The following is a 13,731-nucleotide window of genomic DNA, read 5'->3' as shown; positions in this document are numbered from 1 at the left end:
GCGATCATCGGGTCGCGGGCCGGCATGGCCGGCCCTCCCCTGCATCAGGCGTTGACCGCCTCGGCCAGCGGCTCGGGCGATTCCACTTCGTCCCACAGCGCGCGGCCGGCCTTCTTGCGCAGCCGCTCCAGGCGCCGCTGGTGCGCCTCCAGCTCTTCGGCCGAGGCGCCGATGCGCGGGCGCTCGCCGCCGACCGGGCCGAAGCTGGCCACCGCCACCGGACGGGCGGTCTCGTCGGCGAGCTCGCCGAAGCCGATCTCTTCCTGGCCGGAGGTCAGGGCGACGTAGACGTCGGCCAGGATCTGGGCGTCGAGCAGCGCGCCGTGCAGCTGGCGGTGCGAGTTGTCCACGCCCAGGCGCTTGCACAGCGCGTCCAGCGAGTTGCGCTGGCCGGGGAAGCGTTCGCGTGCCAGCAGCAGGGTGTCTACCACGCTGCAGCGGTCGACGATGCGGCCGAGGTGCTCGCCGCAGCGCGACAGCTCGTAGTCGAGGAAGCCCAGGTCGAAGGCCGCGTTGTGGATGATCAGCTCGGCGCCGTCGATGTACTCGAGGAACTCGTCGACGATCTCCTCGAAGCGCGGCTTGTCGGCCAGGAACTCGAGGGTCAGGCCGGTCACTTCCTGGGCGCCGGCCTCGAAGTCGCAGTCGGGGCGGAGGTAGCGGTGGAAGTTGCGGCCGCTGGGGCGTCGCTCCAGCAGTTCCACGCAACCGATCTCGACGACGCGGTTGCCCTTCTTCCATTCCAGGCCGGTGGTTTCGGTATCGAGGATGATCTGGCGCATCGGGCTCAGTGTACCGCGCCGGTGTCGCGCACCCGCTGAGCCGCGATGCGCGCGAGCATGTCGACCCGCTCGTTGTCCGGATCGCCGTTGTGGCCCTTGACCCAGCGCCACTCGACCTTGTGGCGGCCGGCGGCGGCGTGCAGGCGTTCCCACAGGTCGCGGTTCTTGACCGGGTCGCCGCCGGCGGTCTTCCAGCCGCGGCGTACCCAGCCTGGCATCCATTCGGTGATGCCCTGGCGCACGTATTGCGAATCGGTGTGCAGCACCACCTCGCACGGCTCGCGCAGGGTCTCCAGGGCCATGATCGCGGCCATCAGTTCCATGCGGTTGTTGGTGGTGTCCGGTTCGCCGCCGGCCAGCTCGCGCTCGTGCGCGTTGTAGCGCAGCAGTGCCCCCCATCCGCCGGGGCCCGGGTTGCCGAGGCAGGCGCCGTCGGTGTGGATCTGGATCTTCTTCATTCGTTTCCTTGCAGGGAGTTCAGGCCGCCGGCGCGGCGCCCCGCCGCCATGCCAGCGGGGCCGGCGCCACCGGCGCCAGGCCACGTTTCTCGGCCACGATCACGCAGGCCGCGCGCAACGGCAGGCGCGAGGCGCGGGTGCCGCCGGTGCCGGCCAGCCGCCAGCGCGGGCCGATGAACTGCAGCGGGTCGGCCTGCAGTCCCAGCGCGCGCAGCCGCTGCAGCCACGGCCCGTGGGCCGGGGCGGGCAGGTCGCGGGGGCGGCGCAGGCGGAACGGGCTCCACGGATTGACCAGGAACAGCCACAGGCGGCCGCCATCGACCAGCACCCGGGTGCATTCCTCCAGTAGCGCCCAGGCGTCGTCGCTGGCCGGGTGCTGGAGGACGACGTCGCCGAGGCAGTCGTTGGCCAGCGGCAGCGGCAGGCCGCAGCGCAGCGCTCCGGCGTAGCCGCCCTCGCATTCGTGCAGCAGCATGCCGCGGCGCGACGGCAGCAGGGCCTGGTCGGCGCCCGTGCAGGGCCCCGGCACCAGCCACAGCCAGGGACGGGCCGGGCGCACGGCCATCGCTTCGGCCAGCCAGCGGCGCTCCTCGGCCAGCAACCACTGCGCCTCGGCACCGCTGAACCGGAGCTTGGCGCCGGGTTGACGGCTGGAGGCGGCGGCAGGCATGGTCGGGATTCTATGCGACTGAGCGCGCTGCCCGCATTCGAGGACAACTACATCTGGGTCCTGCGCGAGGGGCGCCGGGCGCTCGTCGTCGACCCCGGCGAGGCCGCGCCGGTGCTGGCCGCGGCCGCCGAAGGCCTCGAGCCGGCGGCGATCCTGCTCACCCACCACCACAACGACCACATCGGCGGCGTGCACGCGCTGCTCGAGCGCTGGCCGGGCCTGCCGGTGTTCGCGCCGGACGATGCGCGCATCGACGTGGAATGCGAGCGCGTCGGCGAAGGCAGCCGCCTGCGCCTGCTCGACCACGGGGTGGAAGTAATGGCCGTCCCCGGCCATACCCGCAGCCACATCGCCTACGTGGTCGACGGCCACCTGTTCTGCGGGGACACCCTGTTCAGCCTGGGCTGTGGCCGCCTGTTCGAGGGTACGCCGGTGCAGATGCTCGAATCGCTGGCGAAGCTCGCCGTCCTGCCCGCCGACACGCGGGTCTGCTGCGGGCACGAATACACCCGTTCCAACGGCGCCTTCGCAGCGGCCGTGGAGCCCGGCAATGCCGCCCTCGGCGCGCGCCGCGCCGAGGTCGAACGGCTGCTGGCCGCCGGCCAGCCCACCCTGCCCTCCACCTTGGGCAGCGAACGGGAGTGCAACCCGTTCCTGCGTTGCGAGGTCCCGGCGGTCCGCGCCGCCGCGGCCGCGCGCCTGGGCCGCGAGCCGGCCGATGCGGTGGAGACCTTCGCCGCGCTGCGCGCCTGGAAGGACGTATTCCGCGCATGACGCCGCGCCGGCTGACCCTGGCCGCGATGGTCGGCGCCTGCCTGCTGTCCGCCTGCGCGGTGCAGCCGGCGACGAAGCCGGCGCCGCACGCGTCGCCCGCGCCCGCCCCCGAAGCGACCCTGCCGCCACCGGCAACGCCCGCCCACCCCGAGATCCCGCCGCCCCCAGCGCGGCCACTGGCCGGCGACACGGTTACCGGCCTGGACATCTACAAGGCCTTCCGCGACGGCCTGGCCGAACCGCAGTGCGACAACGCCCAGGAGCGCTGGCGCCGGCACTTCGCCCACGCGCCGGAGCGCCTGGGCAATCCCGACCGCGACACCCTGGCCCTGTTCGGTTACGTGGTCGGCGCGCTGCGCGAAGCCGACCTGCCGACTGAATTCGCCCTGATCCCGTTCGTCGAGAGCGGCTACGCCCCGGGCGCGCGTAGCAAGGCCGGTCCGGCGGGCCTGTGGCAGTTCGTGCCGGCCACCGCGCGCGACCACGGCGTGCGCATCGCCGGCGGCTACGACGGCCGCCTGGCGCCGGCCGAATCGACCCGCGCCGCGGTGAGTTACCTCGACCACCTGTACCGCCGCTTCGACGGCAACTGGCGGCTGGCGCTGATGGCCTACAACGCCGGCGAGTTCCGGGTGAAGAAGGCCCTGCAGCGCAGCAGCAACGACGGCGCCGGCGGCGCCACGCCACAAAGCCTGCCCGGGCTGGCACCGCTGACCTACGCCTACGTGGAGAAGCTGCACGCCCTGGCCTGCCTGCTGGAGGAAGCCGGCGAACAGCCGCAGTGGCGCGCGCAGCTGGAGCGGCCGGTATTGATGCTGCGCGAACAGGCGGTGGCCGGCACCCGCAACCTGCAGGCCTGGGCCAACACCCAGGGCCACGACCTGGCCACGCTGCGCCGGCTCAACCCCGCCCTCGGCGGTGCATGGCCCAGCGGCCACGCGCCGCTGGCGCTGGTACCCGGCCCCGGGCAGCCGGGGCATATCGAAGCCGATCCACTGGCCGCACTGGACAGGAGTGCCGCGACCAACGCGGATGCGGCCGCCACCTACACCGTGCGCCGCGGCGATTCGGCCTGGACGATCGCGAAGCGCCATGGCGTGGCCATCGCCCGCCTGCTCGAACTCAACGGACTGCGCGCCGACAGCGTGCTCAAGCCGGGCATGGTGCTGCGGCTGCGTTGATCGCAAGCGCTTCCCCGCCAGGCGCCGGCCCATAAGAAAGGGCGCGGCAGCCAGGCTCCCGCGCCCTGTTCCCCTGGAGATGTCGTCGCGGCGCCATGCGCCGCGACGTGTCGTGCTTACAGCTGCGCTTCCTCGACCTCGATGTCGAAGCGCTTGCGCTGCTCGCGCACGTAGGCTTCGGCGGCGGCATTGCCGTCGATCTGTTCGAGCTGGCGGCGCAGCTGGACGCGCTGCTCCTCCGGAATCTGCGACGGATCGCCCGGCTTGACCGCGGTGACCACGAACACCGCCTGGCGGCCGTCCGGCATCAGGAAGCGGCCGGCGGCCGGCTTGCCCTCGCCCGCCGGAGCGGCGGCGAAGATGCGGCGGTTGGCTTCCTGGGTCGGGGCCGGCACGCCACGCGGCATGTTGGTGAACGGCATCACCTCGGTGCCGGCGGAAGCGGCGACCTCGGCCATCGCCTCGCCCGCGTGCAGGCGCTCGACGATCGCGTCGGCGGCGGCCTCGGCGGCCTTGCGCTGGCGGTCGGCGCGTACCGCGGCGATCACCTGCTCGCGGACCTCGGCCAGCGGACGCGCCGCTTCCGGCTGGTGGTCGATGACACGGATTACCACGCTGCGCTCCGGGCCCAGCGGGATCGGATCGCTGGCGGTACCGTCCTCGATCAGCGCCTCGGAGAACGCGACGCGCTTCACCTCGGGCGACGCGGCGATGCCGGTGACGTCCTGGCGGGTGAACGGGCCGAGCTTCTGCACCGGCAGCCCCACCGCCTCGGCGGCCGGGGCCAGCGTCGACGGGTTCTGGTAGACGAGGTCGGTCAGGCGGCCGGCCAGTTCGCTGAAGGCGCGCTCGCGGTCGGCCTGGGCCTGCTCGCGTTCCAGTTCGGCGCGCACCTGCTCGAAGCTGGCCTGCGCGCCCTGCTTGAGTTCGCGCAGCTGCAGCACGTGGTAGCCGAAATCGGTCTGCACCGGGCCACGCACTTCGCCCGGCTGCATCGCGAACAGCGCTTCCTCGAAAGGCGCGACCATCACGCCGCGCTCGACCCAGCCCAGGTCGCCGCCGCTGTCGCGCGAACCCGGGTCCTCGGAATTCGCCTTGGCCAGCGCCGCGAAATCGGCGCCCGGCGCGCTCGCCTGTTCGACCAGCTTCTGCGCCTTTTCCTGCGCGGCCTTGCGCGCTGCGGCGTCGGCATCCGGCGCCACGCGCACCAGAATGTGCGAGGCCAGGCGCTGCTCGGGTTCGACGAAGCGGGCCTTCTCGTCCTCGAAGCGCTTGCGCAGCGTCGCCTCGTCGGCCGGCGCCGGTTCCGGCAGCGTGCTGGCGTCGAGCTCGACGTATTCGATGGTCACCGCCTCGGGGCTGGTGAAGTCGCCCGGGTGCGCCTCGTACCAGGCCTGGATCGCGGCGTCGTCGACCTCGGCGGTGTCCTCGGCCGGCGGCGGCAGGATCGCCACCTCGATGTCGCGGGTTTCACCGGACAGGCGCAGCAGGCGCTCGAACTCGCCGTCGGTCACGAACGCCGAGGTGCCCACGCCGACCGGGATCAGCGACTGCTGCAGCGAGCTGCGCACCAGTTCCTCGAACTGCTTCGGCGTCTGCGCCGGCACCTGCGAGGCCAGCGCCAGCTGGTAGCGGCTGGGATCGAACCTGCCGTCGACCTGGAACGCCGGGATCGAGGCGATGTATTCGCGGATCGCCGCGTCGCTGACCACCACGCCGGCGCGGTCGGCGGCCAGCTGCAGGACCTTCTCGTCGATCAGCTGGTCGAGCACGCGGCGCTTGTTCTCGATGGTCTCGAACTCGCGCGGATCGAAGGTCTCGCCCTGCTCCTGGCGCGCCTGCATGCGCTCCTGCTCGAAGCGGCGACGGAATTCGTCGACGCCGACTTCGCGGTGCTCCCACAGCATGGAAGCCGGCCACCACTTCGGCGCGCCTTCCCACCAGGTCGGCGGCGCCTTCACCTGCGCGACGTTGTTGGCACCCATGCCGCCGAGGTAGCGCTGGTCGATGACGAACAGGAACGGAATCATCAACAGCACGATGATGACGGTGGCGACCCACCCCGAAGTCCGGTCGCGGAGTTTCTGCAGCATTGGTCCTGCCTGGTCTGTCTACGTCGGGTTAAGCGGCGCAGTTTAACCGAGCCGAAGGCGCCGTGCTCCGGCTGGCCTCGCGCGGCCTGCGCCGGGCCGGAAAAGAAGAAGGCCCCTGGTTTCCCAGGGGCCTTCCGTATAAGTGGCGGAGTGGACGGGACTCGAACCCGCGACCTCCGGCGTGACAGGCCAGCATTCTAACCGACTGAACTACCACTCCGCGTGAGACAGCTATTGTAAGACGATTTTTCGATTTGTGGAAGATCGTCCTGCAACTTTTTTTCACATCTGCCGAAGCTGGTGGGTGCTGAGGGTTTCGAACCCCCGACCCTCGCCTTGTAAGGGCGACGCTCTACCGCTGAGCTAAGCACCCGGGTCAGGCAACCCGCCTCGGCAGCGGGCCGATCAGTTTACAGCGTCCTTCAGGGCCTTGCCAGCCTTGAACGCCGGATTCTTCGAAGCCTTGATCTTGATGGTCTCGCCCGTCTTCGGGTTGCGGCCGGTGCGGGCGGCGCGCTTGCGGACCTGGAAGGTACCGAAGCCGACGAGCGTGACCGCCTCGCCCTTCTTCAGCGCCTTGGTGATCGAGTCGATCACCGCATCGACCGCGCGCGCGGCCTCGGCCTTGGTGACTTCGGCATCGCTGGCGACAGCGTCGATCAGATCGGTTTTGTTCATTCTTCTTTGCTCCCTGTGCGGCGTCGCCGCGAGATGGGTGTGTTGTGGGCCCGCGCCCCCCTCGCGTGCCCGATGGTCCGGTGCCGCACGGCCGTGGCCGCTGGCGGGTGCGCCCGTTATACAGGGCCCCGACCCCATGTCGCAACCCGGAAATGCAGCAATGGCGCGGGTTTTGACACCCGCGCCATTGCTGGGCCACGCACCGGACAGGATCGTCAGTGCTTGACGTCGGCCTGGTCCTGGGCCGGGCGCTGGCGGCGCCCGCCGGTCTTGCCGCCGCGCGTGCCGGCCTTGCCGGCAGCCGGGCGCAGCGGACGCTCCAGGGCCAGGTCCAGCACCTCGTCGATCCACTTCACCGGGACGATCTCCAGCCCGTCGGTGACGTTGGCCGGGATGTCGGCCAGGTCCTTGCGGTTCTCGTCCGGGATGATCACCGTGCGGATGCCGCCGCGCAGCGCGGCCAGCAGCTTCTCCTTGAGGCCGCCGATCGCGGTGACCTTGCCGCGCAGGGTGATCTCGCCGGTCATGGCGATGTCCGCGCGCACCGGCACCTTGGTCAGCGTGGACACCAGCGAGGTGACCATGGCGATGCCGGCGCTGGGGCCGTCCTTCGGCGTGGCGCCGTCGGGCACGTGCAGGTGCACGTCCTGCTTCTGCAGGAAGTCGGTCTCGATGCCCAGGTTCTCGGCGCGCGCGCGCACCACCGACAGCGCCGCCGACGCCGATTCCTTCATGACGTCGCCGAGCTGGCCGGTCAGGATCATCTGGCCCTTGCCAGGCACCAGGGTGGACTCGATCTGCAGCAGGTCGCCGCCGACCTCGGTCCAGGCCAGGCCGGTGACCAGGCCGATCTCGTTCTGCTCCTCGGCGCGGCCGTAGTCGAAGCGGCGCACGCCCAGGTACCTGTCGAGGTTCTTCGAGGTGACCTGCGCCTGCGCAACCTTGGCCTTGCGCGCCGAAGCCTTCTTCGAAGCCTTCTTAGCCGGCTGCTGCGGGCCCTTCAGCGCGATCTCCTTGACCACCTTGCGACAGATCTTGGCGATCTCGCGCTCGAGGTTGCGCACGCCGGACTCGCGCGTGTAGTAGCGCACGATGTCGCGGATCGCGTCCTCGGCGATGGCCAGCTCCTCGGGCTTCAGGCCGTTGGCCTTCAGCTGCTTGGGCACCAGGTAGCGCTGGGCGATGCTCAGCTTCTCGTCCTCGGTGTAGCCCGGGATGCGGATGACCTCCATGCGGTCCAGCAGCGGGCCGGGGATGTTCAGCGAGTTGGAGGTGGCCACGAACATTACCTCGGACAGGTCGAGGTCGACTTCCAGGTAATGGTCGTTGAAGCTGTGGTTCTGCTCCGGGTCCAGCACCTCGAGCAGCGCCGACGACGGGTCGCCGCGGAAGTCCATCGACATCTTGTCGATCTCGTCCAGGACGAACAGCGGGTTCTTCGTACCGACCTTGTTGAGGTTCTGCACGATGCGGCCCGGCATCGAACCGACGTAGGTGCGGCGGTGGCCGCGGATCTCGGCCTCGTCGCGCACGCCGCCCAGTGACATGCGCACGAACTTGCGGTTGGTGGCCTTGGCGATCGACTGGCCCAGCGAGGTCTTGCCCACGCCCGGCGGGCCGACCAGGCACAGGATCGGGCCCTTCATCTGCTTCACCCGCGACTGCACCGCCAGGTACTCGAGGATGCGTTCCTTGACCTTGTCCAGGCCGTAGTGGTCGGCGTCGAGGGTGTCCTGCGCGGCCTTGAGGTCCTTGCGCACCTTGCTGCGCTTCTTCCACGGCACACCCAGCAGCCAGTCGAGGTAGTTGCGCACCACCGCGGCCTCGGCCGACATCGGCGACATCTGCTTGAGCTTGTTGAGCTCGGCGCGGGCCTTGGCCTCCACCGCCTTGGGCATGCCCGCCTCGGCGACGCGGCGCACCAGCTCCTCCATCTCCCCCGGCGAGTCGTCCAGGTCGCCCAGTTCCTTCTGGATCGCCTTCATCTGCTCGTTGAGGTAGTACTCGCGCTGGCTGCGCTCCATCTGCGACTTCACCCGGCCGCGGATGCGCTTCTCCATCTGCTGCACGTCGATCTCGCCCTCGACCAGGCCGACCAGCAGCTCCAGCCGCTCGCCGATGTCGGCGCTTTCCAGCAGCCGCTGCTTGTCGGCCAGGCGCACGCCGATGTGGGCGGCGATGGTGTCGGCCAGGCGGCCGGGATCGTCGATGCCCGACAGGGTCTGCAGCAGCTCCGGCGGCAGCTTGCGGTTGGTCTTGACGTACTGCTCGAACAGGCTGGTCAGGGTGCGGGCGATGGCCTCGACCTCGCGCTCGTTGCGCACGCTGCCGGCCTCGATCAGCTCGCCGCGGCCATGCAGGGCGCCGTCGCGCTCGGCGATCTGGTCCACGTGCACGCGCGCGGTGCCCTCGACCAACACCTTGATGGTGCCGTCGGGGAGCTTCAGCAGCTGCAGGACCTGGGCCAGGGTGCCGACCGTGTACAGGTCGGCCGCCTGCGGGTCGTCGGTCTCGGCGGACTTCTGCGCGACCAGCAGGATCTGCTTGTCGGCCTCCATCGCCTGCTCCAGCGCGCGCATGGACTTGTCCCGGCCGACGAACAGGGAAATCACCATGTGCGGGAACACCACCACGTCGCGCAGCGGCAGGACGGGCAGTTCCAGGACGTCGGTTCGATTGCGGGACATGCAGGCTCCGTGAAAACGTGGGGATGGCGGCCTCCGCCGCCCTGGCCCACGTTATGGGGGCTAGCCGTAGGCGTTGCAAGAAGGACCTGGAAAGTCCTTCCAGGTCATGCAGATACGAGAAGCCCCGGGAGGGCCCGGGGCTTCTTCAGGTTGCTTAACCGCGGCAGGCCGGGTTACTCGGCCGAGGCCACCTTGGGCGGGGCGGCCGGCGGGGTCTGGTAGATCAGGTACGGCTCGGTCTTGTGCTCGATCACCGACTCGTCCACCACCACCTTGCTGACGTTCTCCTGCGACGGCAGGTCGTACATGGTGTCCAGCAGGACCGACTCGACGATGGTGCGCAGGCCGCGGGCGCCGGTCTTGCGCTTGAGCGCCTTGCGGGCGATCGCCGACAGCGCGTCCGGGCGGAACTCCAGCTCCACGCCTTCCATCTCGAACAGCTTCTTGAACTGCTTGGTGATGGCGTTCTTCGGCTCGGTCAGGATCTTGACCAGGGCGGCCTCGTCCAGCTCCTCCAGGGTCGCCACCACCGGCAGGCGGCCGACGAACTCGGGGATCAGGCCGAACTTGATCAGGTCCTCCGGCTCGACTTCGGCCAGCAGCTTGCCGGTATCGGCCTTGACCTTGCTGCTCTTCACCTTGGCGCCAAAACCGATGCCGCCGGCCTCGCTGCTGCGCTGCTGGATGATCTTGTCCAGGCCGGCGAACGCGCCGCCGACGATGAACAGGATGTTCTTGGTGTCGACCTGCAGGAACTCCTGCTGCGGGTGCTTGCGGCCGCCCTGCGGCGGGACCGAGGCCACGGTGCCCTCGATCAGCTTCAGCAGCGCCTGCTGCACGCCTTCGCCGGACACGTCGCGGGTGATCGACGGGTTCTCGCTCTTGCGCGAGATCTTGTCGATCTCGTCGATGTAGACGATGCCCTGCTGCGCCTTGTCGACGTCGTAGTCGCACTTCTGCAGCAGCTTCTGGATGATGTTCTCCACGTCCTCGCCGACGTAGCCGGCTTCGGTCAGCGTGGTCGCATCGGCGATCGTGAACGGGACGTTCAGCAGCCGCGCCAGGGTCTCGGCCAGCAGGGTCTTGCCCGAACCGGTCGGGCCGACCAGCAGGATGTTGGACTTGGCCAGCTCCACGTCCTCGTTGCGCTGGCGGCTCTCGATGCGCTTGTAGTGGTTGTACACGGCCACCGCGAGCGTCTTCTTCGCCCGCTGCTGGCCGATCACGTACTGGTCCAGGACCTCGAGGATCTCGCGCGGCTTGGGCAGCGAGCTGCGGGAGGACTGCGCCTTCTCCTCGAGCTCCTCGCGGATGATGTCGTTGCAGAGCTCCACGCATTCATCACAGATGAACACGCTCGGGCCGGCGATCAGCTTCCGCACCTCGTGCTGGCTCTTCCCGCAGAAGGAGCAGTAGAGGATCTTGTTGCTGTCTCCGGAACGGCCTTGCCGGTCTTCGCTCATGCTTGTTCTTTTCCACTTTTACAGCCCGCCGGAGCGGGTTCGGGGCGAGAATAGCACAGGGCCGGAACCGCGCCAGAGGCGCGCCGGGCCGTGCTTCTCGGGGTGGCCGGCCCTGCCCCCGAGGGGGCCTGGCCGGCTGCCTGGCGGGGTCAGCCCGCCTGGATCGACTCGTCGGGGCGACGCTCCAGGACCTCGTCGACCAGGCCGTAGGCCTTGGCCTCGGCCGCGCTCTTGAAGTTGTCGCGCTCGGTGTCGCGGGCGATGGTCTCGATCGACTGGCCGGTGTGATGGGCCAGGATCTCGTTCAGCCTCGCGCGCATGCTCAGGATCTCGCGCGCGTGGATGTCGATGTCGGTGGCCTGGCCCTGGAAGCCGCCCAGCGGCTGGTGGATCATCACCCGCGAGTTCGGCAGCGCGTAGCGCTTGCCGGCGGCGCCGGCGGCCAGCAGCACGGCGCCCATCGAGGCCGCCTGGCCGACGCAGATCGTGCTCACGTCCGGCTTGATGTACTGCATGGTGTCGTAGATCGCCATGCCGGCCGTGACCAGGCCGCCGGGCGAGTTGATGTACAGGCTGATGTCCTTCTCGGGGTTCTCGGCCTCGAGGAAGAGCATCTGGGCGATGATCACGTTGGCGACGTGGTCCTCGACCGGGCCGACCAGGAAGATCACCCGCTCCTTGAGCAGGCGCGAATAGATGTCGTACGCGCGCTCGCCGCGGCTGGTCTGCTCGACCACCATCGGGACCAGGTTGAGGGCTTTGGTCGGGATCATTTCATGGGGCTCCTGGCTGGGGTTGGGGCGCCGGCCATCCGGCGCCCCGGGACAGCATAGCGGGGGCGGCGAAGGCGCCGCACCCGCCGGCCGTCATCCCCGGATGGCTTCCTGGAACGACAGCGCCACCTCGGTGTGCTGGGCGCGCTCGGAGATCCAGTCGATCACCTGCTCTTCCATCACCCGGGCCTGCAGTCCCTGCATCAACTGGGGGTCGTTGCGGTACATCTCAATGACCTGTTCCGGCTCCTCGTAGGTCGAGGCGATCAGGCGCAGGGTTTCGTTCACGCGCTTCGGGTCCAGGCGCAGCTCGTGGCGGCGGGCGACCTCGCCGACCAGCAGGCCGGCCAGCACGCGCTTGCGCGCCGGCTCCAGGAACTGCTCGTGGGCGTCGGCCGGCGGCTGGCCCGGGTCGCGGCCGCTGCGACGGATCTGCTCGACCTGCTGGGCCAGCATGGCGCGGGCCTCGGCTTCGACCAGGCGCGGCGGCAGCTCCACGTGGGCCCAGGTGTTGACCAGCTGCTCGCCCACTTCGCGGCGCAGGCGGTTCATCAGCGCGCCCTTGAGCTCGCGCTCGAGGTTGGTGCGGATGTCCTCGCGAAACTTGTCCATCTCGCCGCTCTTCACGCCGAAGCTCTTGATGAACGCGGCGTCGACCTCGGGCAGCACCTGCTCGGCGATGCGCGACAGGGTCACGTGGACCTGGGCGGTCTTGCCGGCCAGCTCGGCCTGGCGCCAGTTCTCCGGGAAGGCCACGTCGAGGACGGCCTCGACGCCCTGCTCCAGGCCGGCCAGCGCGTTCTCCACCGCCGGCAGCAGCTGGCCCGAACCGATCAGGGTGCTGAACTGCTCGGCGCCCTCGGCCGGCTGGCGGAAGTCGCCCAGCCGGGTCCACAGCGAGCCGGCGACCAGGTCGCCTTCCTTCGCCGCGCGGGTGACCGGGTTGAAGGTGCGGCGCTGCAGGCGCAGGTTCTCGATCATCTGGTCGATGTCGGCGTCGGTGACCTCGGCGGTGTGGCGGGTCACCTGCAGCTTGGTCACGTCGATGTCGCCGAAGTCCGGCACCACCTCGAAGGTGGCGATGAATTCCAGTTCGCTGTCGCCGGCGCGGTCGATGCGCGGACTGCCGGCCACGCGCAGGTCGTGCTCGCGGATGGCCGAATCGAAGGTCTGGCGCACCAGGCCGCCGAGGACCTCGGCCTTGACCTGCTCGCCGAAGCGCTGCTCGATCACCTTCGGCGGGACCTTGCCCGGGCGGAAACCCTTGATGCGGGCGGTGCGCGCGATCTCGCGCAGGCGGCCGCTCACGCTGGACTCCACCTGCTCCGCCGGCAGGCTGAAGTTCATGCGGCGTTCGAGGTTGCCGGTGGATTCGACGGAAACTTGCATGTGTCTGGCTCCTGCAGCCGCGGCTCCTGCCACGGCGGAAATCGACGTTGGGTTAAGGGCTTGGGACCGGCTTTCCAGCCGGCCCGGCGGAACGCGCTAGTTTCACCCATCCGCGGCACGTGCGCCAGTCCGCGAAAAGATGCCATTGACACCCCCGCGGCGTTCACGAACAATAGCCGACCTTCCGGGCGCCTTCGGGCTCCAGGGAGCCGGGCCCGGCGGGCCGGAGCGAGGTCTGCCGGACCGTCGAACCCAGCACACCGGGGTATAGCGCAGTCTGGTAGCGCGCCTGCTTTGGGAGCAGGATGTCGGGGGTTCGAATCCCTCTACCCCGACCATTCCGCCACCGGGGCGGGTCGATGCCTCACCGAGTTGTGCGCCCGTAGCTCAACCGGATAGAGCACCGGCCTTCTAAGCCGGCGGTTGCAGGTTCGATTCCTGCCGGGCGCGCCAGATCGGGCGCCGGGCAATGCAGTTTTCAGTGGTGGCTGTAGCTCAGTTGGTTAGAGTACTGGATTGTGATTCCAGTGGTCGTGGGTTCGAATCCCATCAGCCACCCCACCATTCCGAAGCGACGAAAGTTGCCGAGGGGAGTTGCCAGGACAGCGAAATCCGCTAGAATGTGCAACTCGGTTCCACACCGAGTTTCTCGGGGCCGTTAGCTCAGTTGGTAGAGCAGCTGACTCTTAATCAGTAGGTCCAAGGTTCGAATCCTTGACGGCCCACCAGACCGAAGAAAACGCCCGGCCAGCCCGGGCGTTTTCTTTTTCCGGCGGCGGCATC

Annotated in this window: 11 protein-coding genes and 6 tRNA genes; 6 read left to right on the top strand and 11 right to left on the bottom strand. The window is 69.5% G+C overall.

The window, feature by feature from the left end:
* Nucleotides 1-44: 44 nt before the first annotated feature.
* From dnaQ to M503_RS17505, 3 genes are read right to left on the bottom strand one after another with little or no spacing between them, the layout of a single operon-like run.
* Nucleotides 45-782 carry a DNA polymerase III subunit epsilon gene (gene dnaQ / locus M503_RS0113010; RefSeq protein ID WP_028919657.1) on the bottom strand — a complete coding sequence of 246 codons (738 nt, stop codon included), beginning with the start codon at nt 780-782 and terminating at the stop codon, nt 45-47.
* A 5-nt stretch (nt 783-787) separates the two neighbouring features.
* On the bottom strand, nt 788-1,240 hold the full coding sequence (gene rnhA / locus M503_RS0113005) for a ribonuclease HI (protein WP_028919658.1): 453 nt from the start codon (nt 1,238-1,240) through the stop codon (nt 788-790).
* Between the two features lie 19 nt (nt 1,241-1,259).
* Nucleotides 1,260-1,910, bottom strand: a complete 651-nt coding sequence (locus tag M503_RS17505; protein ID WP_028919659.1) for a hypothetical protein — start codon at nt 1,908-1,910, stop codon at nt 1,260-1,262.
* 12 nt (nt 1,911-1,922) lie between these two features.
* Here M503_RS17505 and gloB point away from each other — a divergent pair, with 12 nt between their 5' ends.
* Nucleotides 1,923-2,684, top strand: coding sequence for a hydroxyacylglutathione hydrolase (gene gloB, locus M503_RS0112995; protein WP_028919660.1), 762 nt, complete (start codon nt 1,923-1,925; stop codon nt 2,682-2,684).
* A complete protein-coding gene (locus tag M503_RS0112990; protein ID WP_051414608.1) occupies nt 2,681-3,865 on the top strand; it encodes a lytic transglycosylase domain-containing protein in 1,185 nt (394 codons plus the stop codon). The genes gloB and M503_RS0112990 overlap by 4 nt, the downstream gene beginning before the upstream one ends.
* Before the next feature lie 116 nt (nt 3,866-3,981).
* Here the strand turns inward: M503_RS0112990 and M503_RS0112985 are convergent, their stop codons facing one another.
* From M503_RS0112985 to tig, 8 genes are all read right to left on the bottom strand, one after another.
* The gene (locus tag M503_RS0112985) at nt 3,982-5,958 is read right to left on the bottom strand and encodes a peptidyl-prolyl cis-trans isomerase (RefSeq protein WP_028928299.1); all 1,977 of its coding nucleotides are present in this window, start codon (nt 5,956-5,958) and stop codon (nt 3,982-3,984) included.
* Between the two features lie 143 nt (nt 5,959-6,101).
* Nucleotides 6,102-6,178, bottom strand: a tRNA-Asp gene (locus M503_RS0112980).
* Between the two features lie 78 nt (nt 6,179-6,256).
* Nucleotides 6,257-6,331, bottom strand: a tRNA-Val gene (locus tag M503_RS0112975).
* A gap of 32 nt (nt 6,332-6,363) precedes the next feature.
* Nucleotides 6,364-6,774 (bottom strand): HU family DNA-binding protein, encoded by a 411-nt coding sequence (locus M503_RS0112970; RefSeq protein ID WP_269319389.1) that lies wholly within the window; start codon nt 6,772-6,774, stop codon nt 6,364-6,366.
* A gap of 77 nt (nt 6,775-6,851) precedes the next feature.
* On the bottom strand, nt 6,852-9,323 hold the full coding sequence (lon, locus tag M503_RS0112965) for an endopeptidase La (RefSeq protein WP_028919663.1): 2,472 nt from the start codon (nt 9,321-9,323) through the stop codon (nt 6,852-6,854).
* 173 nt (nt 9,324-9,496) lie between these two features.
* Entirely contained in the window at nt 9,497-10,786 is a 1,290-nt protein-coding gene (gene clpX / locus M503_RS0112960) for an ATP-dependent Clp protease ATP-binding subunit ClpX (RefSeq protein ID WP_024870034.1), read from the bottom strand.
* Between the two features lie 149 nt (nt 10,787-10,935).
* On the bottom strand, nt 10,936-11,559 hold the full coding sequence (gene clpP / locus M503_RS0112955) for an ATP-dependent Clp endopeptidase proteolytic subunit ClpP (RefSeq protein WP_024870035.1): 624 nt from the start codon (nt 11,557-11,559) through the stop codon (nt 10,936-10,938).
* Nucleotides 11,560-11,652: 93 nt separating this feature from the next.
* Entirely contained in the window at nt 11,653-12,948 is a 1,296-nt protein-coding gene (gene tig / locus M503_RS0112950) for a trigger factor (protein WP_028919665.1), read from the bottom strand.
* Between the two features lie 261 nt (nt 12,949-13,209).
* Here tig and M503_RS0112945 point away from each other — a divergent pair.
* From M503_RS0112945 to M503_RS0112930, 4 genes are all read left to right on the top strand, one after another.
* A tRNA-Pro gene (locus M503_RS0112945) sits at nt 13,210-13,286 on the top strand.
* Nucleotides 13,287-13,324: 38 nt separating this feature from the next.
* Nucleotides 13,325-13,401 (top strand) — tRNA-Arg (locus tag M503_RS0112940).
* Nucleotides 13,402-13,432: 31 nt separating this feature from the next.
* Nucleotides 13,433-13,509 (top strand) — tRNA-His (locus M503_RS0112935).
* 91 nt (nt 13,510-13,600) lie between these two features.
* Nucleotides 13,601-13,676: transfer RNA gene (locus M503_RS0112930), tRNA-Lys, on the top strand.
* Nucleotides 13,677-13,731: the final 55 nt, after the last annotated feature.

The organism is Pseudoxanthomonas suwonensis J47, assembly GCF_000513955.1.
In the GTDB taxonomy this organism is placed as follows: Bacteria; Pseudomonadota; Gammaproteobacteria; order Xanthomonadales; family Xanthomonadaceae; genus Pseudoxanthomonas; species Pseudoxanthomonas suwonensis_C.
Note: the sequence above shows the minus strand (reverse complement) of the source record. Positions and strands in the feature narration are given on the sequence as shown.

Excerpts from the sequence above, each read along its gene's own strand:
- dnaQ (WP_028919657.1), bottom strand. The coding sequence starts at position 782 with ATGCGCCAGATCATCCTCGATACCGAAACCACCGGCCTGGAATGGAAG.
- rnhA (WP_028919658.1), bottom strand. The coding sequence starts at position 1,240 with ATGAAGAAGATCCAGATCCACACCGACGGCGCCTGCCTCGGCAACCCG.
- M503_RS17505 (WP_028919659.1), bottom strand. The coding sequence starts at position 1,910 with ATGCCTGCCGCCGCCTCCAGCCGTCAACCCGGCGCCAAGCTCCGGTTC.
- gloB (WP_028919660.1), top strand. The coding sequence starts at position 1,923 with ATGCGACTGAGCGCGCTGCCCGCATTCGAGGACAACTACATCTGGGTC.
- M503_RS0112990 (WP_051414608.1), top strand. The coding sequence starts at position 2,681 with ATGACGCCGCGCCGGCTGACCCTGGCCGCGATGGTCGGCGCCTGCCTG.
- M503_RS0112985 (WP_028928299.1), bottom strand. The coding sequence starts at position 5,958 with ATGCTGCAGAAACTCCGCGACCGGACTTCGGGGTGGGTCGCCACCGTC.
- M503_RS0112970 (WP_269319389.1), bottom strand. The coding sequence starts at position 6,774 with ATGGGGTCGGGGCCCTGTATAACGGGCGCACCCGCCAGCGGCCACGGC.
- lon (WP_028919663.1), bottom strand. The coding sequence starts at position 9,323 with ATGTCCCGCAATCGAACCGACGTCCTGGAACTGCCCGTCCTGCCGCTG.
- clpX (WP_024870034.1), bottom strand. The coding sequence starts at position 10,786 with ATGAGCGAAGACCGGCAAGGCCGTTCCGGAGACAGCAACAAGATCCTC.
- clpP (WP_024870035.1), bottom strand. The coding sequence starts at position 11,559 with ATGATCCCGACCAAAGCCCTCAACCTGGTCCCGATGGTGGTCGAGCAG.
- tig (WP_028919665.1), bottom strand. The coding sequence starts at position 12,948 with ATGCAAGTTTCCGTCGAATCCACCGGCAACCTCGAACGCCGCATGAAC.